Raw genomic sequence first — 22,428 nt, forward strand, 5'->3', positions numbered from 1 at the left:
ACTATAGAGACATACAGCCATTCCCCATAACGGAATCCGGAACAAATCGAGCAATTTTTCATTTTTTCTCTGTCAGTACCTGATTTTGCGCAAGCCAATCTCGAAAATAAGCAGGAGGTACACGGTCGTTTGAGGAAGCCAGGGAAAAAGAGAGGTGCAGCGATTCCAATTTCCTGAAGACTCTGTATCTGTTTTAAAAATCAAATGTTAAGTAACTTGGACTCCTGCTGTCGACCGTTTAGAGTGAATGCGAAACAGAGTCAGCAAATCAAATCTTATTTTTTACATACCAGGAATCCCATTGATGGCACAGGCACTGAATTGGAACAGTCAAAACTTGACCCACGGTTGGCAGCGGGGAGTGACCGCCTTTTATTACGGTCTCGGCTTCTCTGACGAGGATTTTAACAAAGCCCAGATCGGGATCGGCGTCCCTTTGCTCGACGGCAACCTGTGTAATGTCCATGCTTATGAACTGGCAAAAGAAATCGCCGAGGGATGTAAATCGACCGAGATGATCGGGCTCCCCTTTGGTGTTCCCGCAGTCAGCGATAATATCACGCAGGGTCAGGAAGGGGGAAATGCCAGCCTCCCCTCACGAAATATGATCGCCAATGCAGCAGAATGTGTCGTCAGTGCACACTCCTACGATGCCCTGATTGGGCTACACAATTGTGACAAAAACGGTCCCGGCTTTGCGATGGCGCTGGCCCGGTTGAATTATCCCGGTTTAGTCGTCAGTGGCGGAAGCATCATGCCCGGTTGTCACAAAGGTCAGTCCATCTCCATTCTGGACGTCTACGATTCGCAAGCCGCCGCCGCCGTCGGTGCCATGGAAGAAACAGAAGCCGAAGAGATTCTCAAGACCGCTTGCCCCGGCCCCGGTGGATGTGGTATCGCCGCATCCTTCAATACCTGGGGCATCGCACTCGAAGCGATCGGCCTGATGCTCCCTTACAGCAGTTCCACCCCCGCCATCGACAGCGCCAAAAAAACAGAGTGTCTGAATGTCGCTTCCGCTGTGAAAAATCTGCTCGAACAGAATATTCGCCCGCGCGATATTCTCACCAGAAAAGCATTTGAAAACGCCGCCGCCACCATTGCCGCCGCCGGCGGTTCCACGAACGGCGTTCTGCACCTGCTCGCACTCGCCAGAGAAGCCGGAGTCGATTTCCAGTTGCAGGACATCCAGGAAATCCTCAGAAAAACCCCCGTCCTCTGCAGTTTTGCCCCACGCGGTAAAAAAACAATGGTCGACCTGCATCATCTGGGGGGAACTCCGATGCTGCTCAAGTATCTGCTCAAAGCAGGCATCATTGACGGAAGTTGCTTAACCGTGACCGGAAAAACAATGGCGGAAAATCTGGCAGAAGCGAAAGACGTCCCCGCCGATCAGGATCTGATCGCGCCGCTGGACCAGCCTTATAAAGAGTACGCTGATATGCAGATCTGCTTTGGAAACCTCGCCCCCGGCGGAATCGTCTTCAAAGTCTCCAGCATGCAGGAATCACATTTTACCGGCACCGCCTGCTGTTTTGATGATGCCAAAGCAGTCGCCGATGCGGTCGAAGCCGGAAAGATCAAAGCAGGCAATATCATTGTATTACGAAATCTGGGTCCGGTCGCTTCAGGCATGCCGGAAGTCCTCGTGGCAACGGCCGCACTCGCCGTCCCCGAACTGGACGGAAAAGTCGCCTTCATTTCTGACACACGTGTTTCGGGGGTCTCACACGGTGCGATTGGCGTACATTGTTCTCCCGAAGCGGTCGTCGGCGGCCCGATTGGTCTGGTTCAAGATGGAGATCCGATTTCGTTCGATCTGCTCAAGGGAACCATCCAACTCGATATCAGCGACCAGGAACTGGAACAACGCCGTGCCAACTGGACTCCCAATCCTGTTCAACATACACGAGGATATCTGGCCGATTTTTCAGCCACAGTATCACAAGCACATCACGGCTGCGTAAGTAAAGCACTGCTCCCTTCATGCGACTGAACGGGAGCGTTCAACTGAACTACCAGGAATACGAATAAGAATGACAATACCAACTTCCTTTCCAGAGGATCTTTTCCAAAACTTGAAACAACACCAGCAAACACAACTGTTGCACTGGTGGGATGACCTGAATGATCAACAGCGGGCAGAGATAACAGGGCAAATCCAGCAAATCAATTTTGAGCAGATTCAACGCCTCTATTCAGCTGAAGGGTCCTCTAAAGCAGAAGAATCTCCCGCTGAAAAAGCAGAGCGTGCCACACGTCCTGCGACGGTGATTCGTCTGCAGGATCGGGCTGCTTCCCACGCAGAATCCGAGTCAGCAATTCAGGCAGGAAACCAGCTACTCTCGGAAGGGAAAGTCGGTGCGATTCTCGTCGCCGGCGGCCAGGGCTCGCGGCTGGGATTCAGTCATCCCAAAGGCATGTATCCCGTTGGTCCTGTGAAACAGACGTCTTTATTCCAGATGTTGGTTGAGCAGTTATTGGCCCGTGCCAACAAAGCTGGCAAACCGATCAGCTACTTCATCATGACCAGCGACGCCACGCATGATGAAACGGTGGAGTACTTCCAGCAACATCAAAACTTCGGCCTGGCGGAAGAGAACCTGTATTTCTTCAAACAGGGAACCATGCCGGCCGTCGATGCGAAATCGGGAGAGATCCTGCTCGAAGAAAAGCACCGCATCGCCGTAAGCCCGGACGGGCATGGCGGGATGTTGGCGGCGCTGAAGAAATCCGGAATGTTTAAGATCATGCAGGAAAAAGGGATCGACACACTCTATTACCATCAGGTCGATAACCCCACCGCCATTGTCTGCGACCCGGAGTTTCTCGGTTATCATTTGCAACGCAATGCCGAGGTCTCCGTCAAAGTCGTTTCCAAACGTTCGCCTGAAGAAAAAATGGGCATCGTGTGTGATGTCGATCAGAAAACGCAGATCATCGAATATAGCGACCTCCCGGCGCAGATCGCAGAGCAAACCGACGCGGAAGGAAACTTATTGCACTGGGCCGGAAGCACTGCCATTCACGTTTTCAATCGGACGTTCCTGGAGCAAATCGCCGATAATGACGACCTGCTGCCATTCCACCAGGCCAATAAAAAAGTTCCGTTTGTGGATGATTCGGGCAATCAAATTTCTCCGACCAAACCCAATGCGATTAAATTTGAACGGTTCATTTTTGACGTCCTGCCAGTCGCCGATACAGTTCTGGTTTATGAAATTGATCGCCAGCGTGAATTCAATCCGCTGAAAAATGCAGACGGGGCCGACTCACCTAAAACCGTGCATGCTGCCCTTTGCCGGATTTCTTCCGAGTGGCTCGCTGGCTATGGCGTCTCGGTTCCCGAAGGCGCAGACGTGGAAATCAGCCCTCTTTACGCGTTGGATGAAGCGGAACTGAAAACGAAAATCACTCCCAATACACAATTCACATTTCCCCTTTATCTGGGAGAATAATCAGGATGCTTCACACGGTTGTGATGGCGGGTGGCAGCGGCACTCGGTTCTGGCCCCAAAGCCGAAAAGCGATGCCGAAACAACTGCTGAAACTGGTGGGTGAGCACACTATGATTCAGGACACGGTCGCCCGCTGCGCGCAGCTGACGCAACATCAACAGATCTGGATTGCCACCAACCAGACGCTGGCTCAGGAAACCCACCTCCAGTTACCCGACGTCCCGAAAGAGCAGATTCTCATCGAGCCGGCCCCCAGAAATACGGCTCCCTGCATCGGTCTGGCTGCCGTTCATCTTTTGAAATCAGATCCCGATGCGACCATGCTGGTCGTCTCTTCGGACCACATTATTCAACCCGATTCCGGTTTTCTCAACACCGTCGAGCAGGCAACCACGCTGATTGAAGCCAAGCCGGACACGCTGGTATTGATTGGCGTGTCCCCAACGTTCCCCGCCACCGGTTATGGATACATCGAGTGCGGTCCCGCCTTAGCAACAGCCAACGTCCGCGGCTTTCAAGTGGAACAGTTCAAAGAAAAGCCCGATTTGCAAACAGCACAACATTATTGCGACAGCGGGAACTATCTCTGGAATTGTGGCATCTTTGTCTGGAAAGCCCGCACGATTCTCGATGCACTCGCCCGGTTTGAACCGGAAATGCACAAACAGTTGCTACAGATTTCCGATGCGATTGGAACACAGCAATACTCAGACGTACTGAATCAGGTTTTCCCGACCATGAAATCGGAGTCGATTGACTACGCCGTTCTGGAACATGCAAAAGAGAATCTGGCCGTCATCCCCGCGGAGTTTGAATGGGATGATGTCGGCAACTGGAATACACTACAGAAATATTTCCCGGCTGATGCGAACGGCAATACCGTCGTCGGCCTGCATTGTGGTCTGGAGACATCGAACAATATCATTATCTCCGCCGACGATCATCTGATTGCGACGTTTGGAATCGAAAACTGTTTGATTGTGCACACTCCCGACGCCACACTGATGGCCCGAAAAGATGATGAATCCGCCATCAAAAAACTGGTCAACCTGCTTGAGGAGCGTGACTATGAACGATTCCTCTAAGGCAAACCAGCCATGCGAAGCGGAATTCCCAACCGAAGGCCGCCTGCTGGGGCTCGATTATGGCACCAAACGGATCGGCATTGCGGTCTCCACGTTTGAGCAGAATATCGCCAGCCCACTCGAGAATTACACCAGACAAAGCGAACAACAGGATCAAAATTTCCTGTTAAAGATCATCAAAGAATATCAGTGCCAAGGGCTCGTCGTTGGTCTCCCCGTGCATATGAGCGGCGATGAAGGACAGAAAGCCAAAGAAGCCCGCCAGTTCGGAGACTGGATCAGTCAATTTGCCAACATCCCGGTCCGGTACTGGGACGAACGTTACTCGTCGGCCACCGCCGAGGAATTTCTCGCAGATCTGAATATGAGCCGTCAAAAGCGAAAGGCCTATCTCGATAAACTGGCGGCTCAGGTGATCCTGCAATCCTTTCTGGACAGCGCTGATCGAAACCAAATTCCCGGATCTTTTTGAACCGTTGACGCGATGTTTCCCGTATAATGTCTAACAGAGTGTCACTCTCGCTGAATCACAGTCACCCATCAATTCGAACGAGCATCGATGAAACAACAGCCCCTGGATCGTGAAGAATATATCGAGCAGGCCTATTTCTTCCGCAACTATCGTGAGCGGCTGGAAGGCTCTATCCCTTCGCAGGAAGTCCTGGCCACGATCTACGAGGAAATTCTGGCAACCACCAAGCTGCCGATGGCGATCGACTTTTTGAAAGGCGAATTAATGCTCACGGGACGGATTTCCGACGGAATGGAAAAACTCTCCCACTATTTCACCCCGTTCCAGGCATTCATTCTCAAAAACGCCGAAGACGATAAATCCAAATTCGATCAGAAAACCGGCTTGAAAATCCTGGAACGCGAAGCAGAATACCGCGCGGAAACTCCCAGTTGTGCCGGGCTGTTTATCTACCAGTTTGAATGTATCGCCCGCAACAGACTGGGCTACCACGCCGGTCTGGGCGCGATCGCAAACGACACACAATACGATAAAGACTGGTCCAGCTGGATTCGCAAACTCAAGATCCAGTTGGGGAACGTCGACTTTGCCGATCTGCTCTATTTACGGTCAGAACATTTTGTGGACGAACAACGCAGGCTCCCCGGAAATGAGAATTTTACGCCTCAATATCCGATCTTGTTCAGCAAACAGGATGGCCGCATCGCCAAGGCGAACCATAACCGTGATCCCCTCTATATGTTTGCGGCCTTACAAAGACAATTAGGCTATCCGAAAGTCCCCCGCATCCTGCCACAAAGCGATAAGTCTCTATTTCACCCTGCCTTAGAAGCACGCTTACATCGGATCGAAGCACGGCTTCAATTGATTGACGCAGAATTAAAGGGGAATATCGACCTCAGCAAGTTTGACGTGAAAGATCTCAAATTTGACGATGATGATCTGAAATAAGCCCCCTTCGACTATTCGCACGTACATATTCACATGTAATTTCTTAAATATGACTTGCCAGACACCAGCCGATTCCCATAATATAGAATCAAATCTCGCCTGCTGAACAAGCAACAAACCTACCAATTACCCTCCAAGTAGAAAAGTCACTGTATTCTTCAAATATTAACTGGTTCACTTTGTCGATTTCACATACAGGAGGTAACATCCCACCAGCTTTGATTATCCCACCTGAATCAACAATCAAATGCCTTAATTTCCCACCCCTTACCTACACCCACCTTAAGTAGGACACTTAGAAAGGCTCATCAATGTCTAGCATTACCATCGACGCTCCCGAAGCGCGTTCCGTCTATCCTTCCACAACGGTCTCGACAGAGAACAATTACCAGACAATTATTAAATTCTCTGTCTGGACTCTGGGGACAATCATCTTCTGTCTGGCAATGATTGATTTCTACGCCCAGACCTATGCCAGCGAGTCTGGAATCGCCCTGCAGACTGCTCAAGAAGATATGTCCGAATTGAACAAAGACCTGCGTCTCTCTGAAATTGAAAACTACCTTGTAGGCGCTCCCACCGTTCAATCTGGTCCTGCTGACAAGTACACCCACATGTGCAAAGAAATGAAAAAGTATACCTGGAAAGGTTTCTTCAAAACATATTCCATCACGGTTTACCTCGGATTGGGTAATGACCCTTCCGTAGACTTTGTACATACCCCCGGTGAAACCATTGAAAAACCAAGCGTCCTTGCTTCCTATCCTCAAAATTAACCAGCATGTGATTTCACGGAAACATGCGCCGGTTGAACATCAGCCTTGTGGAGACTATAACGTCTCCATGAGGCTTTTTTTACGAGTGATCTCTTGAACAGAAATCCTGTTGCCTCCGTTAACTCGAACCGATCTCTATTTCCCCAGACACGACACGAAACAGTTAGAGAGCATCATGGAAACGATCAAAGGGCACCTCTACGACTATCCCAAATACTATGACTTAATTTTTGGTGATGACTGGAAGGCGGAATTTGATTTCCTACAGAACTGTTTTGAAAAACACGCTACCAGAAAAGTAAAACGCGTTTTTGAACCCGCCTGCGGCACCGGACGATTGCTGATCAAACTGGCGCAGGCAGGCTATAAAGTAGCCGGCAACGATCTGAATGAGCATGCCATCAATTACTGCAATGATCGTCTGGAGCGAGCCGGCTTTCCGCGATCTGCTGTGATCGGTGATATGTCTGACTTTAAGCTCAAAAAGCCCGTTGATGCGGCTTTCAATACCATTAACAGCTTTCGACATCTGCCAACAGAAACCGCAGCCGAGAATCACCTGAAGTGCGTGGCTGATGCCCTCGCGCCTGGTGGACTCTACATTCTAGGCCTGCATCTGACGCCAACGGAAGGCGAGCCGATGCAGAGCGAAAGCTGGTCCGCACGCAGAGGTAACCTGGCTATTAACTCGCATATGCAATCGATCTGGACCGATCTCAAGAAGCGAAATGAACATCTCGAAATGACGTTTGATGTCTACACACCCACCCGTCAATTCCAGTTGTTTGACACGATGGACTACCGGACTTATACCGCGCCCCAGTTTGAAACACTACTGGCAACGGTCCCCGAACTCGAACTGGTTGAACTCTACGATTTCATGTACGAGATGGACTTCACAATTGAAATCGATGCCCGGACCGAAGACGTCGTCTTCATCTTACGGAAGAAGTAGACAGCAAGCGAGCTCCAGGCTGCAACAGAAATTGTTCAGTAAACTTCGATCTGACCGCAATGAGCCGGATTAAGTCTCAACCGTTGGAAGCACACGCGTTCCGATATTTTCGCCGGCAACCGCTTTTTCAATATTGCCCACTTTGCGAAAGTTAAATACCAGAATCGGAATTCCATGCTCCATACAATGATGCAACGCCTGCGCATCCATCACCTGCAAATTCTTGTGCAGGACATCCTGGTAGCTGATCTCGGAAAATCGGACTGCATGCGGGTTCTTCTCAGGATCATCAGAATAGATGCCGTCTACCTTTGTTGCTTTCAGCAGAATATCGGCGTCAATCTCGCGGGAACGCAATGCCGCCGCGGTGTCCGTTGTCACAAAAGGACTACCGGTTCCTGCCGCCAGAATCACAACACGTCCCTTTTCCAAATGGCGGATACAACGCCTGCGAATGAATGGTTCAGCAACACCTTCCATGCGAATGGCTGTCTGTAAACGCGTGGCGACTCCCGCCATTTCCAATGCGTCCTGCAGAGCCAGACCGTTAATCACCGTCGCCAGCATCCCCATATAATGGGCGGTCGCCGGATTGATTGAGCCGCTGGAGGAAGAAAACTGCTTCCCTCGCAGAATGTTTCCACCACCACAAACAATGGCCAGCTGAACTCCCGAATCGACGAGCCGCTTGATCTGGGCGGAAATCGATTCCAGCTCAGACATACTGATGCCGCCTTCCCCGTCACGGCAGAAGACTTCTCCACTCAACTTGAGCAGAACACGCTGATAAGCAGGCTTAAGCAAGGGGGCGGGAGAATCAGTCATCCGTGGATTCCTCAATATCGGAGAAAAGTTTTAATGAACAATCAGAAGGAAATGTTGTGAATATAAAAAAACGCACGCGCGCCAACAGCACGCATGCGTCTCTGGTTTAAACGAATTATTCGCCAATCGTCCAGCGAGTAAATGAAACCGCTTCCAGCCCTTTTTCGGCCAAAGCCTGACTGACGGTTTTGGAATCATCAACGGCAAACGGTTGATAGACCAATACTCCCTGTTCGACAAAGAACGTTTTCATACGACCATCAACGATTTTATCAATGATGTTGTCTGGCTTACCGGTCGCTTTCGCTTCGGCAGTCAAACGATCTCGTTCTTCCTGAATCACGGCAGGATCGAGACCCGATTCATTTACGACTGCTGGTCTCAGAGCGGCAATATGCATGGCAACGCCTCGCAGCAATTCTGCGTCAGCGGTGTCGCCTTTCGCTTGAAACAAGACGCCTGTTTTTCCATCGTGATGAACATAGCCGCCTGTAGGCCCTTCTGAACGGGCAATGCGGGAAACCACGATCTTTTCACGAATCTTGTTGAGCATGTCCATGAAATCATCGTTGACGGTTTTACCGGGAGACATCTCGGAAGGAAGTGCCATTAGCGCTTCCACTGTGTTGACTTCAGGATGCGCAAGAAGCAGGGCGGCACAGGAATCCGAAAAATTGACCAGATCTTCGCCGGTCGCGACTGGTGCCGATTCACAAACCACTTCCAGCATGACTGTCTGGGATCCATCGTCGTTCGACAGTACAACAATCCGGCCCTCTGTCGTGGCGTTATCGCTACGCTTCAACTGAATTTTTCCAGCTTCTTCACGCAGAATCTCAATTGCTTTGTCCTGATCGCCGTCTGCCTGCTGTAATGCTTTCTTACAAGCCATCATGGGTAAGTCAGTCAGTTCACGTAACGCTTTCACGGCTGCCGCTGTAATTTCAGCCATCTCACTAATCTCCTTTTAAAGCAATTTCTTGAGGAATTGCTTTGAAATGATAATCCGATTTGATTGTTATGTTTCAACGTGACTCTGCTGACCTGAGAAGCATCCCCGGCCAGCAAACATCACGGTTACTATTTTGTTATGACGATTGGCTTACAGTGAAGGAACTGGCTTGTGTTCTTCTTCTCCGCCTTCGCTTTCATCTTTTTTACCGGTATCCGGCAGTTTGCCTTTTCCGGCAAGAATCGCAGTTGCCAGTTGATTCATGACCAGACGAATCGAGCGGATGCTGTCATCATTTCCGGGAATCGGGAGATCCACTTCATCAGGATCAGAGTCTGTATCGATCAGCCCGACAACCTTGATCCCCAGAATATGGGCTTCATGGACGGCGTTCTTTTCTTTGGTTGGATCCACAACCACCAGAGCTTCCGGCAAACGGTTCATCGTACGAATTCCGTTCAGGTTGCGGAAGACTTTTCGCTTTTCACGCTGAAGAGTTGACTGCATCTTTTTGGAATAAGAATTGATTTCGCCAGTCTCTTCCAACGCTTCCAGTTCTTCCAGACGTTTCAGACGATTACGCACGGTGCGGAAGTTTGTCAACGCACCACCCAACCAGCGTTCGGTCACATAAGGCATGCCACTGGCTGTGGCTGCTTCTTTGATAGGGCCCTGTGCCTGTTTCTTAGTGCCTACAAACAGGATCAGACTTCCCTGTGAGGCAACGCGTTCCAAATATCGTTTTCCGCGAATAATTCCGCGTACAGTTTCTTTTAAGTCAATAATATGAATCTGGTTACGACGTCCATAGATGTAGGGACGCATTTTGGGATTCCACCGACTTGTTTTATGGCCGTAGTGTACACCCGCCTCTAAAATATCTTTTACTACCAGATCAGACATTGTCAAATTCCTCTTTCTAACAAGGGCACATGACCTTCGATGGGCCACGTTCTTAAATAATTACAATCAATAGACTTATCTACTGAAGGCGTCGGACGCGATCAACAAAATCGCTGGGCGCACATTGAGCGAAAAACACGACAAAGTGCGGCTGGGTGGATACTATCGGAGTTATTTGCGCCCGTCAAACCTTGCGACCGTTAATTCGTTGAATTGAATCGAATTTGAAGCACCAGAACGGATCAATTGGGCTCATCCTGATTGGAATGAATCGATATACTCAAAATTCGTCGATTCCCCTAAGAAACAAGAGACCAGTGCGAATCTGACTAGAAACACCATTAACCTCAATTTCATCGAAATATGTCATCTACACTTCACGAATTCTCGAAGATCATTCACGAACTCAGAGACCATCTGCGTGCGCTCGAACAGCATGCAAATCAGCTTGATCTGGCCGGACTCAGCGGTCGAGAATGGTTCGATATTTTAGAACGAAAATTGATCCCCCAACTCGCCGACAACCTGTATCTGGTCGTCGCCGTCGTGGGAGGCACCAATATTGGCAAGAGCGTCATCTTCAATCATCTGGTGAATCAGCAAACCAGTGCCATCAGCCCACTGGCATCTCAGACAAGACATCCCGTCTGCCTGGTTCCCCAAAATTTTGAACAAACGCATGATTTGGATCAAATTTTTCAAGGCTTCCAGTTGATTCCCTGGTCTGCACCAGAAGATCCTCTGAAACAGGACGAGCAACACCTGCTATTCTGGAAACACAGCGAAACTCTGGCGTCAAATCTGCTTGTTCTGGATACCCCCGATATCGACAGTGATGCGGAAGTCAACTGGGAACGCGCCGAACGCATCCGGCAATCAGCGGATGTTCTGGTGACGGTCCTGACTCAGCAGAAATACAACGACGCCGCGGTCAAACAATTTTTTCGCGAGGCAGCACGCGAAGACAAAGTCATCATCACCATTTTCAATCAGTGTCAGCTCCCCGATGACGAACAATACTGGCCGCTCTGGCTCAACACCTTCTGTCAGGAAACTGGAGTTCATCCCGAACTGGTCTTCATTGCCCCCAATGACCGTCAGGCCGCGACCAACTTACAGCTTCCGATTTATCCCCGCTCATTTGAACCGGCTGCCCCTGAATCCGTACCTGAGCCCGATTCAGCTGCCCCTCCAACTGATACGCCGGCTGATTTAATGCAGGTTCTGTCACAAATGCAGTTCGGAGAGATCAAAGTCCGCACCTTAAAGGGCGCCCTGCATTATCTGATTGAACCCGACACCGGCGTCCCCAGCTACCTCCAGGAAATCAAGCGACGCAGTAATGAATTCCGCTCCGCATCGGAACTCCTCTCTGAACAGGAACTGGCGGAAATTGAAAACTGGCCTCTGGTTCCGAACTCAGTCATTGTGACGGCGGTTCGCCACTGGTGGCAGGAGCAACGTGAAGGCTGGTCAGCTCAGGTTCATGGCTTTTACAACGCGATCGGTAAGGGAGTCCTCTGGCCTGTCCGCTACATCAAATCTCTGGCCACAGAAGAGAAACGCCCTCCGATGGAGATCTATCGGGAACAGGAATGGTCAGTCGTCCTGCAAACCGTCGAAGGAATTTACGACCGCCTGACCCTGGTGAGTGAACTCGGAAACGAATTGTTAACCAATCGACTGAAGTCAGTCTTAAATGGCACCTCGCGCGAGCAACTGTTAAAGATTCTACACGAGGAACATGCCAACTTCGATTTCACAGCGCAACTCGAAGAACTGATCGACAGTGAAATGACATTTTTCAAAAGCGAAAGCCCGCAGTACTACACATTCCTGAAACAGTTGGATCATCTCGCAGCGGTGGCGCGGCCCGCATTGAGCGTGGGCCTGTTTTTCGTTGGCTTTGGTGCCGTGGGTGATGTCGGGACGCAGATCGTTACAGATACGATGATTCAGTCCGTCGTGAATGTCAGCGGCGATGTCGCGGGAGGCGCTGTAACCACGACTGTGGGAGAAACCGCCGTCAGCAGTACGGCCGCGAGCGGCGCCGGCTATCTCGAAGCCAAATTCCGCAGGTTCCACGCCGTCTTTGCACAAAAACGAACAGAATGGCTGGCCACGGCGATTCGAGAACATTTATTGAAAACACTGCCGGAAGAACTAAAATCAGCGGTGAGTCTGCCGGACTCAGAAATGTATCAGTCCGTTCAAAATTCAGTCTCAAAGCTAAACACGCAACTCAGTCAATTACGGATCTCGCTATAACACAGATCGCCCTTTTCAGTCTCAACAGGACAACAAGCATTTAAGACAGGAAATCATTCCCGCATGCCTACATCGGAATTAGCACAAATTGAAATGCTGGCAACGGTGGATCGTTTAATCCAGCAACTCAAACAGTGGAGTGAGCAGACAACCCACTGGAAAACCGCCCAACAATGCCAGGCAGTGATCCAGCAGTTACTCCCCCGTCTGGACATGCTGCGCGTGCGACTGGAATCACCTCTGGTGATTGCGACGTTCGGCGGGACTGGCACCGGAAAAAGCAGTCTGGTCAATGCGTTGATTGGTTCTTACTGCACCACGTCGGGCAGACAACGCCCGACCACAATGGAACCCGTACTGATTGCCCATCCTGAAACCAACCTCGATCGACTGGGGCTGGACCTGAGCCAGTTTCATGTAGAACAGAAGAACCTCGATCAACTTCGTAATATTATTCTGATCGACTGCCCCGACCCCGATACGTCTGAAGTGACCGAGGTCGAAAGCAACCTCACCCGTCTGCAGCACATTGTCCCCTTGTGTGATATCCTGCTCTATACATCGACACAACAGAAATACCGATCGGCGCGCGTTTCCGAAGAGCTGAAAGAAGCGGCCGTCGGCAGACGGTTAATTTTCGTACAAACGCATGCCGGCCTCGATGAAGATATTCGCGAAGACTGGCGAGAGTTACTTTCTCAGCAATTTGAAGTGCCGGAAATTTATTTCGTTGATTCGGTCAAAGCACTGGAAGATCAACTGGCAGATCGACCGCTGGATAAAGAGTTCGCCGGCTTAAAAGATATCCTGAGTACACAACTGGGAAAATCAGAACGCCTGCAGGTCCGCCGCGCCAATCTGCTGGAACTGATCCAGAATGCCATCGACCACTGTTCGCAAAAAATGGATGCCGATCTGCCCGCAGTACGCGAACTGGAATCATTTTTGAAACAGCAGCATCTCACACTGACCGCACAGATGTCGCAGGAACTCCGGACAGAACTGCTCATCAGCCGTAATCTCTGGGAGCGCCGATTAATCTCCTGCGTATCTGACTCCTGGGGATTCAGCCCCTTCTCTGCAATGCTCCGTCTCTACAATGGCTTGGGAAATTTCATCGCCTCCGCCAGCCTGTTTCGGGCAAGAAACTCGGCCCAGGTCGCTTTGATCGGTGCCCTTCAGGGCGCCCGCTGGCTGGGAGAACGAAATAAAGAACAGGCCGCCGAAGATCGCCTGAAACGGATTGGTTCGTTCGGCCTGGATGACAATAAGCTCAGAGAATCGCAACTACTCATTGATGGCTATGTCCAGTCCGCAGGAATTGTGACTCAGCAGGATCACCTCGCCGGCTCGCTGGAAAAAATTCAGACGGAAGCAGCACACGTTGAAGAACAATTCCTGAATGATGCGGGGACTAAAATTGACGGCATCATCAACAGACTGGCGCATAAAAACTCGGGCTGGTTCACCCGGGCCGTTTATGAAACGCTTTTTCTTTCTTTTGTGGTTTACGCATTGGTACGGATCGGAAAAAACTTCTTCCTGGATTCGTTTCAGAACGAATCGCACATCCTGCCCATTGATTTTTATGTGACCGCCGGCGTCATTTTTTTGATCTGGTCGGGGTTTCTGGTGATGATGTTTACGCGGAAGCTGAAGCGAGGACTCACACAGGAAATCAATCAACTCTCAGATGATCTCGCACAAGCAAAATTAGCTCATGGACTGTTTCCGCATCTGGAACAGGAATGCCAGCAGGTTCATTCAATGCAGCATTCACTTGAGCGAATGGGAGTTGAAGTGCATCAGCTGCGCAACGAAATCGCCTCATCCAAAATACTGGGAGCCTGGAAAGTAACAGAGCCGACACCAGGTGCCGGCTCGGAATCTTCCCATTTGACGTCGCATTAAGTTACTTGCGATTGTAGAACATCTCAGCAATGCTGTACGCATTCAGAGAACCTGATCGCTTCACTTCTTTACCATCGATCACCAGAACCAGTGTCGGCAGAGATTGAATATTGTATTTGTCTGACAGCCCCTGATGCTGGTCGACATCAATCACACGGATATGGCTCGATTTATCGGCACCAATCTCCCAGTTCTTTGCCTTCAATGCCGGGAATTCATTGTTCTTCAACTGCACACAGGCAGGGCACCAACTGGCGGTAAACAGAAGAATTTGATGACGCGAAACATCCTGTTCGGCTTTGAACAACTTCACAACGTTCTCGGGTAATTCCGGGACTTCCACAGTTTTCATTGGTGCCAGCGAAAGAGACAGCACCAGAGTTGCTGGTATGAGTGTATTCATTGTGTTCCATTACAATTGTGAAAAAGACATTTGGAAATGTTATTTACAATTCCTCACTACGATAGCGACTCGAATCAACCCGTACAACCGTCAAAGTTGACTCAAATTGACAAGATTCCAATTCCTCGTTATAGAGTCCTCTAAAGATCCCTCTCAGGGTTCTTACTAAGTCCCTCGCCAGGACATAAACCATAAGTCTTTTATATAATCAGACTTACAGCCCACGCCCTTCTTAGACATTTCTCTTCGGAAATCCCCCTAAGTGAGCGAGCTGACAGTGAATTCCCCTGACTCCATGCTCCTTTTAGCAGAAAAAGACTGATTCATGACCTGGTTAAAAATGATCCTCCTCTCAATCATTCAGGGAATCAGTGAGTTTCTCCCCATCAGCTCTTCAGGACATCTGGTCATCACCGAAAGCCTGTTGGATATTCAAGCCGACCAGACAGACGTCAATATCGTGCTGCACGCAGGCACCCTACTTTCCATCCTGATCTTTTACCACAGAACCATCTTTCGTTTATTAAGCCAGGACCTCAGAGTCATCCCGCTGCTGGTTGTGGGAACACTGCCTGTTGTGGTAATTGGACTCACGGCAAAAAAATTCGCCGAGCCTGTGCTGGAAAGCCCTCTCTTAGCGGGCTGCATGCTGCCTGTCACCGGATTATTCCTGCTGATGATTCCCCGCATTCCTCAGAGGGATCAAAGCTACACACAGATCACCTTTAAACAGGCGCTGTTAATTGGCTTTGCGCAGGCCATCGCAATTCTGCCAGGCATTTCCCGCAGTGGTAGCACCATCGTCGCGGGTCTGTTTACCGGAATGTCAAGACAGTCTGCGGCCACGTTCTCTTTCCTGCTGGCGATTCCCGCTATTTCCGGCGCGACGATTCTCGAACTGGGGGAAATCCTGTCCAACCAGCACATCAGCACGCCCCTGAGCCTGCTGGCTGTAGGGGCGGTGATCTCAGCTGTTGTCGGACTGGTCGCCTTGTGGCTGCTGGTCCGCTGGCTTGAAAAAGGCAAACTGCACTACTTCGCGTACTGGTGTATTCCACTGGGAATCATCATTGTCATCATGCAGCTCTGGGGATGAACCCGGATCTCACCGACGGGTGGATCGTCGTACATAACAACGCAATGACCGGGCCGGCAGAACAGCGACACGAGGATACAATGTCGCTCCATCTCGCTTCGGAAAGATATCCAGCGGCGAACGGGCTGATGTATCGACGGTCAAATTCCACTCTTTCGGCTTGATGCCGAACGGCAACTCAAACGCCTGGGCATCCGGAGACGAATTCACCAGAATCATCAAGTCAGAACCATCACGCATTCGACGCGAGGAATGCTTCGCTCCAAGAATACATAACATACAGTGATGATCGTGAGCCCAATCGACGGGGTGCCCCATCACATTGTACCAGCTGACGTCAGGCAGTTTCTCAACACCGTCCGATTGACCAGTCAGGAATTTTCGTTGCCGCAATGTCGGCTCACAGAGTCGGAAGTGAATCAACTCTTTACAGAACCGATACAAGCCGCTGTGCTTCTCGACTAAAGACCAGTCAAACCAGGAGATTGAATTATCCTGGCAATACGTATTATTATTCCCGCGCTGTGTGCGGCGGCATTCATCGCCAGAAAGCAGCATGGGAACGCCCTGACTTAAAAACAGGGTCGCCAGATAATTTTTAATCTGGCGTTCACGCATCGCAATGATCGCGGGATCATCCGTCGGACCTTCCACCCCGAAATTCATGCTGATATTGTTGTTTTCGCCATCCCGATTGTCTTCACGGTTGGCGTAATTATGCTTGTACTCATAGCTCACGAGATCATTCATCGTAAAACCATCGTGGGCGGTAATGAAGTTGACGCCATGAAATGGTTCGCGACCCGTTTTCTGATAGAGATCGCTGGAGCCAGAAATTCGAGTTGCATAATCTCCTAATGTCGGAGTATCGCCGCGCCAGAATTTGCGGATATCATCGCGGTAGCGACCATTCCATTCAGCCCAGCGGATGTGTGAAAATGATCCAACCTGATAAGCGCCGGCGGCATCCCAGGCCTCTGCAATCAGCTTGGTATCTGCCAAAAGCGGATCTTCTGCGATGGCTTCTACCAACGGCGGATTCGGCACGAGTCTCCCGCTCCGGTCGCGACTCAAAATCGATGCCAGGTCAAAGCGGAAACCATCAATATGATAATTGCAGGTCCAGTAACGCAGACAATGGAAGATCATCTCTCGTACAACGGGATGGTTCCCGTTTATCGCATTACCGCATCCCGAATAGTTTTTATAGTATTTCCCACCCTGCTCTAAATGGTAATAGACCTGGTTTTCCAATCCCCGGAACGAAAGCGTAGGACCATTTTCATTGCCTTCTGCCGTATGGTTAAACACCACATCCAGGATGACTTCGATGCCTGCTTCGTGTAACGCCCGCACCATCTGTTTGAACTCGCGCACCTGAGCGCCGGGTTCAGTACCTTTTGCATAACCGCGATGTGGTGCAAAAAACGCCAGTGTTTCATAGCCCCAGTAATTCTGATGATCCGTAAACGAACCATCGGCTTCATTCATCGGGAATTCATGAATCGGCATCAACTCAACGGCAGTCACTCCCAGGTCAATCAGATAGGGAATCTTTTCAATGACGCCCAGATACGTTCCAGGATTTTCAACATTACTGGAAGGGGAATTTGTAAAACCGCGTACGTGCATTTCATACACAACGGTATCTGCCAGATGATGTCTTACATGGCGGTCGCCTTGCCAGTCGAACTGGTCATCAACAACAACACACTTCGGCGGACGAACAATGCCATCGGGCGAAGGTTGAAAATTACCTGCCAACGCTTTGGCATAAGGGTCGATCAATCGGGCCCGTTTATCAAAACGATGACCTATCTCTGGTTGAAACGGACCATCGGCCTGAAAATGATAGAGTTGCCCGGGACCGATTCCCGAAACAAACGCCGTCCAGATATCACCCAGACGACCATACTCTTGACTGAACTTAATGATCTCAGATGGCTCTAAATCATCGACGCGATCATACAACAACAACCACATCGAAGTTGCCGAGCGACTGTAAACAGAAAAAAGCACCCCGTTGTCCTGCGGAACCGCTCCGTAGGAAAATGTGTGCATCGAGTGAATCGGGGAGCTGAGAGAGTGTACCAATTCGCGACCCATTAAAAACCTGTTCCTGACAATTACCGTATTGACTCCATGGTGTGAAAATTAAGTCCTCTTCTCCTGAGCGCCAAAAAAAGAAATCAGAACTTTCGTTTCAATACAGTAATTTTATCTCTAATATTTCAACAGACAATCCTGCAAAACTCAGGACCCGTCTGATATTGATGACTGACGTTATACCTGTCTCTATTCTTCGACGTCCCCTTCCTCGAATGATTATCCTTTTTTGTGTTGCAGGATACTTCGTGAAGATCAGTTGAAGCATTAAGAAATTATTGTGATAACAATCGTTTTGTATTTTATTCAACCAACTCAGAGTTTACTCACAAATTAGCTGATACCTGTAACTAGTCTAGCAAGTAAAATAACTTTACACAGATCAATTTCACAGAAATGACAACTGAGCTACCGGAACTGTCCAGTAGCTCAGTGTTTGTACAAACGCATTGTCAATCCTGTTTTAAAGAACCTCGATTCGTAAAACCCCTGTTTTCAGCTTAAGGGAAGAAAGGATCATTTCGGATTGAATTGGTCCGCGAAGGTACAGCAGGCCGATAAACAGGCTGGCTTACAGGGCGGTAAGTGGAATACTGCGGAATATTACCCTGATTGACTCCCCGATATCCTGTATAAGTCTGGAAAGGAAGAGTCTGGTAACGCGTTGTACCACAATTTCCGCCTGGGCAATTTCCATATTGATAGCCGGTTCCACAATTACCAGTCGTACAGGCTCCGGTAGCACAATTGCCGGTGGCACAGGAACCGGTGGGGCAGTATCCATTCACACATGAGCTGCCGTAACTGCTTCCTGTATAACAACGACCGTTCACACAAGTCGTTCCGCTGGGACTACGATAATTTGATTGGCCATAATAAGGTGCATAAGCCTGCTGACGTCCGCGATAACTGGTATTACCTGTCAATGCCCGAAATGGTGAAGTCAGTACATCCACAACACCACCAGGACGTGGTTGAAAAAAAGCAGTCTTTACTTCTGTTGAACCGGTCATCGCACTCTGATCAGAGGCATCAGCCCGATCTGAAACCATCACCATTGCAGCCAGACAAATTGCCAATGTCGTACATAAACGTGTCATTTAAATATCTCCTGAATCTGATTACATAAATTTGTTGTCATTTAAACCACCAAGTGGTAATTCCAACTAATGCATTCAGCGTGCCAATCAAGAGAAACCAAATCCAACAACACACCCTATCCTGTTATATAACAAACACATACAATTTCACATCAATCAAGATTAAATCATTTTCGCAACACCACTCAACTATTTATTGTAACAATTACGACACCACATCTACAAAACCACCCTTCAGAAACAGACAATCATCAAACCAGGTAATCTATAACGCCACAAAACCGGATTAGACATTGATTACAGGCACTTACAACTTTTCAGCCACCCAGAAACTGTCGTCGTATTGATTCTCATCGAAATGAACCCTGCAAAACTGATCCGATTATTCTGAATAGGCGCTTTTGCCGATATCAAATATAAATCTCATCCCCAATCCGGCATCGAGAGGGCCTGTATCTCGATCTGTTTTCCACACAGCTCTTAGATTTGATCACGAAAACCATGAATCGATACATCAAACAAGTCGATCAGTTTGCAGCCGCCCCCATGTTTTTCAGTGCGGTTTTCTTTCTCGTTTTTGTTGCCGGCACGTTGCACTTGAGCAATGTGGAATCTCCAGGAATTGTCCTCGATATCTGCAACTGGTGCCTGTTCCTGTTGTATCCACTCTTTATCCTGGAAGCCGTCGTTCACCTGGCTTTAGGCAGCCCTCGCTGGAAATTCAATCTGCTCTACTGCCTGATTCCACCGCTCCGAATTTGTGCGCGTGACCAAATGACTGGACGTGCTATCTGGTTTCCCATTCTTGCCTGGCAGGAAGTGACCGACGAATTCCGGGAAAAAATCCAGAAATCATTTTCGGCTCCCATGCTGATCATCGCGTTACTGGTACTGCCTCTGTTCGCGGTGGAGCACTATTGGCAAAAACAAATCGAATCAAGCCCGATCCTGGCCGACATGACGGCCCTCGCCACAGGTTTGATCTGGTTTGCCTTTACGCTGGAGTTCACGGTCATGATCTCCATCGAAGAAAAGCGCCTGGAATACTGCCGCAAACACTGGATTGATTTAGCCGTCATCTGCCTGCCTATGATCGCCTTCATGAGAGCGTTGCGCCTCGCCCAGCTGACAAAAACGGCCAGAGTATTCCGCCTCAAAAGCCTGGTAATCAAACTCTACCGGGCACTGCTGGTGCTGGAAGTCATCAACCGCATCTTGCACCGCAATCCAGAAAAGCGGATCGCGCGTCTGGAAGTTGTACTTGCCGAAAAAGAGCGGGAAATCGAGGGAATCAAAGCAGAAATGGCATTCCTCTCTGAGAAGATTGCTGTGAAATCTCTGCAGAATGCTGAGAACCCAGCTCAACAATCAATCACCAGGAAAGCCGCCTGAAACGAGAAACGGACTTATTCGTCCCGGTCTAATCGATTTCTACGGTCTGACCATTCACCCGGCAGTTTTTTGAGGAACACATCCAGAAACTTGATAATCTCAAGCTCTAACCCCAACCGCTTTCCAAGCATATCGGTCCCACGCAGCTTTCCAGGAAACTCTTTCGAAAAGATGCGTTTGTCCGAATCAGGAACGGAACTCAACTGGGAAAATAGTTTCTTGGACATCCCCCGATCAAGCGAATCTCCCTTAGCACTGCAAACAAAAAAGCTGATCCCAAATAAAGGCGACTTCAGTTGCACAGTGGGACGCGAGGCTGAAAGTCCGGGCACACTGGATTCCGGCGAGATCAAGACCATCGCACGAACCGTCTGACCTTTCGGCGTTTTTGCTGCTAGCACCGGAGCATCATCGTAAGGTAACTTACTCCAGTCGATCAGTGCATAATTCAACGCCAGAGGTACGCTGATGTCCGAAGCAACAATCGCCGTCTTTTGCATATTCAAATGCTTTTCCTGATGCTCTTTAAATAGAAACTTCCAGACTGTTTCCATGTCAACAACCATCGCTTTATAGTCTAAAGCGGAAAGACGTCGCTTTGAGCTTGGTTTTTGATTTTTGCTGCCGCTGGCACTTGCTGCCGGCGCCTGGCTCTTTCCATGCTTTCGCAGATCAACCGAAACGACCGCAAAACCGTTTTGCTGTAGAACTGAGGCAAACTTTCTATCCCAGACTCTTTTGCTACCCGCTTTTCCATGCAGCAGCACCACGACAGGAGAATCAGAGGCGTTACTCGATTCGTAATACGTAATCGAAATTGGCCAGCCATCGAGTGAAGATAAAGTAATTTCCTGAGGCTTTGGAGGCCCCTTTGTATCTTTACTCTGTGCATATAAAACACTTGTCGCCAAGAGCGTCATAGACACGAATGTGAACACAGAATGCTTGAGCCGACGATTTTTTGTACAGAGTAAAAAGTGTTTCACAGAACCCCCCTCAACGTTGAAATCAATTCTTTATGGCTGAAAGCCTGCTGTCTGAGTCAGCCTCGAATTTGCGATATGTTTACTGGTTTATGCTTCCATTCTATGAAGAATACACGACGAGGTCAAATAGTTGCCTGGCCTTTTAGCTTTTTAGCAGTACTGGTTTAGAAAAACCCCAAAACATTTTTCACTTGCCCCAGTTTCATTCTCCTCTCTATCTGTATACTGTATTAATCAGCGTAACGAATTTTCACGTTATCACCTGATTGGCAGCCAACGTATGCAGAATGATCCTTCGGAAGAAACGCCATCCAAATCATTTCTGGGACTGCAACGCGACGATCAATTCTTTCTCGGCCTGCTGTTCATAGCCATCCTCGTGCTTGCTGTTGTTCATCTGGCCCGACTCTCCCGCTGGGGTACCGAACCCGTCGAAATCGAACGGCAAAAACAACTTCCCTACGAGTATCAGATTGACATCAATCAAGCCACCTGGGTCGAATTCGCCCAGCTGAATCGCATCGGGCCGATCCTGGGAAAGAAAATCGTAGCGCATCGGGAAACGCACGGCCCCTTTCGTTCGATAGACGATTTATTAGAGGTGAAAGGCATCGGCCCCAAAATACTGAACGAAAACCGGATCCACCTCAAACCCGTTACTCCCGACTCTGATTAACAATGCAAGACCCGATTCAGTCACATCTGCTGATCGATCTCTTTGCTTTTCCTCAAAAATGCCTTCCGATTCCCAATTCTTTTATGGTCCCCTTCTGATCTTAGTTGATTCCT

At 49.4% G+C, this 22,428-nt stretch carries 19 protein-coding genes; 12 read left to right on the forward strand and 7 right to left on the reverse strand.

Going from position 1 to position 22,428, the window contains the following annotated elements; translation table 11 throughout:
* Window positions 1–304: 304 nt before the first annotated feature.
* From ilvD to Pan241w_RS16550, 7 genes are all read left to right on the forward strand, one after another.
* Complete coding sequence (gene ilvD, locus Pan241w_RS16520) at window positions 305–1,996, forward strand: dihydroxy-acid dehydratase (RefSeq protein WP_145217975.1); 1,692 nt, start codon at window positions 305–307, stop codon at window positions 1,994–1,996.
* Window positions 1,997–2,036: 40 nt separating this feature from the next.
* Window positions 2,037–3,458 carry a UTP--glucose-1-phosphate uridylyltransferase gene (locus tag Pan241w_RS16525; protein WP_145217977.1) on the forward strand — a complete coding sequence of 474 codons (1,422 nt, stop codon included), beginning with the start codon at window positions 2,037–2,039 and terminating at the stop codon, window positions 3,456–3,458.
* Between the two features lie 5 nt (window positions 3,459–3,463).
* The gene (locus tag Pan241w_RS16530; protein WP_145217979.1) at window positions 3,464–4,543 is read left to right on the forward strand and encodes a mannose-1-phosphate guanylyltransferase; all 1,080 of its coding nucleotides are present in this window, start codon (window positions 3,464–3,466) and stop codon (window positions 4,541–4,543) included.
* Entirely contained in the window at window positions 4,527–5,015 is a 489-nt protein-coding gene (gene ruvX / locus Pan241w_RS16535; RefSeq protein WP_145217981.1) for a Holliday junction resolvase RuvX, read from the forward strand. The genes Pan241w_RS16530 and ruvX overlap by 17 nt, the downstream gene beginning before the upstream one ends.
* Window positions 5,016–5,102: 87 nt before the next feature.
* Window positions 5,103–5,966, forward strand: coding sequence for a hypothetical protein (locus Pan241w_RS16540; protein ID WP_145217983.1), 864 nt, complete (start codon window positions 5,103–5,105; stop codon window positions 5,964–5,966).
* Window positions 5,967–6,277: 311 nt separating this feature from the next.
* On the forward strand, window positions 6,278–6,742 hold the full coding sequence (locus tag Pan241w_RS16545) for a hypothetical protein (RefSeq protein ID WP_145217985.1): 465 nt from the start codon (window positions 6,278–6,280) through the stop codon (window positions 6,740–6,742).
* Between the two features lie 109 nt (window positions 6,743–6,851).
* A complete protein-coding gene (locus tag Pan241w_RS16550; protein ID WP_232107174.1) occupies window positions 6,852–7,697 on the forward strand; it encodes a class I SAM-dependent methyltransferase in 846 nt (281 codons plus the stop codon).
* Window positions 7,698–7,766: 69 nt separating this feature from the next.
* Here Pan241w_RS16550 and pyrH read toward each other — a convergent pair whose 3' ends face one another.
* The 3 genes from pyrH to rpsB all read right to left on the reverse strand — a co-directional run bounded on the left by pyrH (window position 7,767) and on the right by rpsB (window position 10,377).
* Window positions 7,767–8,522 carry a UMP kinase gene (gene pyrH / locus Pan241w_RS16555; RefSeq protein WP_145217988.1) on the reverse strand — a complete coding sequence of 252 codons (756 nt, stop codon included), beginning with the start codon at window positions 8,520–8,522 and terminating at the stop codon, window positions 7,767–7,769.
* A gap of 115 nt (window positions 8,523–8,637) precedes the next feature.
* Window positions 8,638–9,474, reverse strand: a complete 837-nt coding sequence (gene tsf / locus Pan241w_RS16560) for a translation elongation factor Ts (RefSeq protein WP_145217990.1) — start codon at window positions 9,472–9,474, stop codon at window positions 8,638–8,640.
* A 150-nt stretch (window positions 9,475–9,624) separates the two neighbouring features.
* Complete coding sequence (gene rpsB, locus Pan241w_RS16565; RefSeq protein ID WP_145217992.1) at window positions 9,625–10,377, reverse strand: 30S ribosomal protein S2; 753 nt, start codon at window positions 10,375–10,377, stop codon at window positions 9,625–9,627.
* A gap of 363 nt (window positions 10,378–10,740) precedes the next feature.
* Here rpsB and Pan241w_RS16570 point away from each other — a divergent pair, with 363 nt between their 5' ends.
* Together Pan241w_RS16570 and Pan241w_RS16575 are read left to right on the forward strand one after the other, a co-directional pair.
* Window positions 10,741–12,645, forward strand: coding sequence for a GTPase (locus tag Pan241w_RS16570; RefSeq protein WP_145217994.1), 1,905 nt, complete (start codon window positions 10,741–10,743; stop codon window positions 12,643–12,645).
* A 63-nt stretch (window positions 12,646–12,708) separates the two neighbouring features.
* Window positions 12,709–14,556: a GTPase gene (locus Pan241w_RS16575; RefSeq protein ID WP_145217996.1), complete on the forward strand. Its 1,848-nt coding sequence runs from the start codon at window positions 12,709–12,711 to the stop codon at window positions 14,554–14,556.
* 1 nt (window position 14,557) lies between these two features.
* Here the strand turns inward: Pan241w_RS16575 and Pan241w_RS16580 are convergent, their stop codons facing one another.
* Window positions 14,558–14,959, reverse strand: coding sequence for a thioredoxin family protein (locus tag Pan241w_RS16580; protein ID WP_145217998.1), 402 nt, complete (start codon window positions 14,957–14,959; stop codon window positions 14,558–14,560).
* Between the two features lie 325 nt (window positions 14,960–15,284).
* On the opposite strand from Pan241w_RS16580, the gene Pan241w_RS16585 reads away from it, so the two are divergent.
* Window positions 15,285–16,055, forward strand: coding sequence for an undecaprenyl-diphosphate phosphatase (locus Pan241w_RS16585; protein ID WP_145218000.1), 771 nt, complete (start codon window positions 15,285–15,287; stop codon window positions 16,053–16,055).
* Window positions 16,056–16,064: 9 nt separating this feature from the next.
* Here the strand turns inward: Pan241w_RS16585 and glgX are convergent, their stop codons facing one another.
* Together glgX and Pan241w_RS16595 are read right to left on the reverse strand one after the other, a co-directional pair.
* Complete coding sequence (gene glgX / locus Pan241w_RS16590; RefSeq protein WP_145218002.1) at window positions 16,065–18,161, reverse strand: glycogen debranching protein GlgX; 2,097 nt, start codon at window positions 18,159–18,161, stop codon at window positions 16,065–16,067.
* Between the two features lie 500 nt (window positions 18,162–18,661).
* Entirely contained in the window at window positions 18,662–19,261 is a 600-nt protein-coding gene (locus Pan241w_RS16595; protein WP_145218004.1) for a hypothetical protein, read from the reverse strand.
* Between the two features lie 501 nt (window positions 19,262–19,762).
* Between Pan241w_RS16595 and Pan241w_RS16600 the strand changes: the two genes are divergently transcribed.
* Window positions 19,763–20,653, forward strand: coding sequence for a hypothetical protein (locus tag Pan241w_RS16600; RefSeq protein WP_145218006.1), 891 nt, complete (start codon window positions 19,763–19,765; stop codon window positions 20,651–20,653).
* 14 nt (window positions 20,654–20,667) lie between these two features.
* Here the strand turns inward: Pan241w_RS16600 and Pan241w_RS16605 are convergent, their stop codons facing one another.
* Window positions 20,668–21,573, reverse strand: coding sequence for an alpha/beta hydrolase (locus tag Pan241w_RS16605; protein WP_232107480.1), 906 nt, complete (start codon window positions 21,571–21,573; stop codon window positions 20,668–20,670).
* Window positions 21,574–21,919: 346 nt separating this feature from the next.
* Between Pan241w_RS16605 and Pan241w_RS16610 the strand changes: the two genes are divergently transcribed.
* A complete protein-coding gene (locus tag Pan241w_RS16610) occupies window positions 21,920–22,315 on the forward strand; it encodes a ComEA family DNA-binding protein (RefSeq protein ID WP_145218010.1) in 396 nt (131 codons plus the stop codon).
* Window positions 22,316–22,428: the final 113 nt, after the last annotated feature.

It is taken from the genome of Gimesia alba, from assembly GCF_007744675.1.
Lineage (GTDB): Bacteria > Planctomycetota > Planctomycetia > Planctomycetales > Planctomycetaceae > Gimesia > Gimesia alba.

Coding starts and splice junctions, on each gene's coding strand:
- Pan241w_RS16605 (WP_232107480.1), bottom strand. CDS start 21,573: ATGACGCTCTTGGCGACAAGTGTTTTATATGCACAGAGTAAAGATACA.
- ilvD (WP_145217975.1), top strand. CDS start 305: ATGGCACAGGCACTGAATTGGAACAGTCAAAACTTGACCCACGGTTGG.
- Pan241w_RS16580 (WP_145217998.1), bottom strand. CDS start 14,959: ATGAATACACTCATACCAGCAACTCTGGTGCTGTCTCTTTCGCTGGCA.
- rpsB (WP_145217992.1), bottom strand. CDS start 10,377: ATGTCTGATCTGGTAGTAAAAGATATTTTAGAGGCGGGTGTACACTAC.
- Pan241w_RS16540 (WP_145217983.1), top strand. CDS start 5,103: ATGAAACAACAGCCCCTGGATCGTGAAGAATATATCGAGCAGGCCTAT.
- Pan241w_RS16530 (WP_145217979.1), top strand. CDS start 3,464: ATGCTTCACACGGTTGTGATGGCGGGTGGCAGCGGCACTCGGTTCTGG.
- ruvX (WP_145217981.1), top strand. CDS start 4,527: ATGAACGATTCCTCTAAGGCAAACCAGCCATGCGAAGCGGAATTCCCA.
- glgX (WP_145218002.1), bottom strand. CDS start 18,161: ATGGGTCGCGAATTGGTACACTCTCTCAGCTCCCCGATTCACTCGATG.
- Pan241w_RS16585 (WP_145218000.1), top strand. CDS start 15,285: ATGACCTGGTTAAAAATGATCCTCCTCTCAATCATTCAGGGAATCAGT.
- Pan241w_RS16610 (WP_145218010.1), top strand. CDS start 21,920: ATGCAGAATGATCCTTCGGAAGAAACGCCATCCAAATCATTTCTGGGA.
- tsf (WP_145217990.1), bottom strand. CDS start 9,474: ATGGCTGAAATTACAGCGGCAGCCGTGAAAGCGTTACGTGAACTGACT.
- pyrH (WP_145217988.1), bottom strand. CDS start 8,522: ATGACTGATTCTCCCGCCCCCTTGCTTAAGCCTGCTTATCAGCGTGTT.
- Pan241w_RS16575 (WP_145217996.1), top strand. CDS start 12,709: ATGCCTACATCGGAATTAGCACAAATTGAAATGCTGGCAACGGTGGAT.
- Pan241w_RS16595 (WP_145218004.1), bottom strand. CDS start 19,261: ATGACACGTTTATGTACGACATTGGCAATTTGTCTGGCTGCAATGGTG.
- Pan241w_RS16545 (WP_145217985.1), top strand. CDS start 6,278: ATGTCTAGCATTACCATCGACGCTCCCGAAGCGCGTTCCGTCTATCCT.
- Pan241w_RS16570 (WP_145217994.1), top strand. CDS start 10,741: ATGTCATCTACACTTCACGAATTCTCGAAGATCATTCACGAACTCAGA.
- Pan241w_RS16600 (WP_145218006.1), top strand. CDS start 19,763: ATGAATCGATACATCAAACAAGTCGATCAGTTTGCAGCCGCCCCCATG.
- Pan241w_RS16525 (WP_145217977.1), top strand. CDS start 2,037: ATGACAATACCAACTTCCTTTCCAGAGGATCTTTTCCAAAACTTGAAA.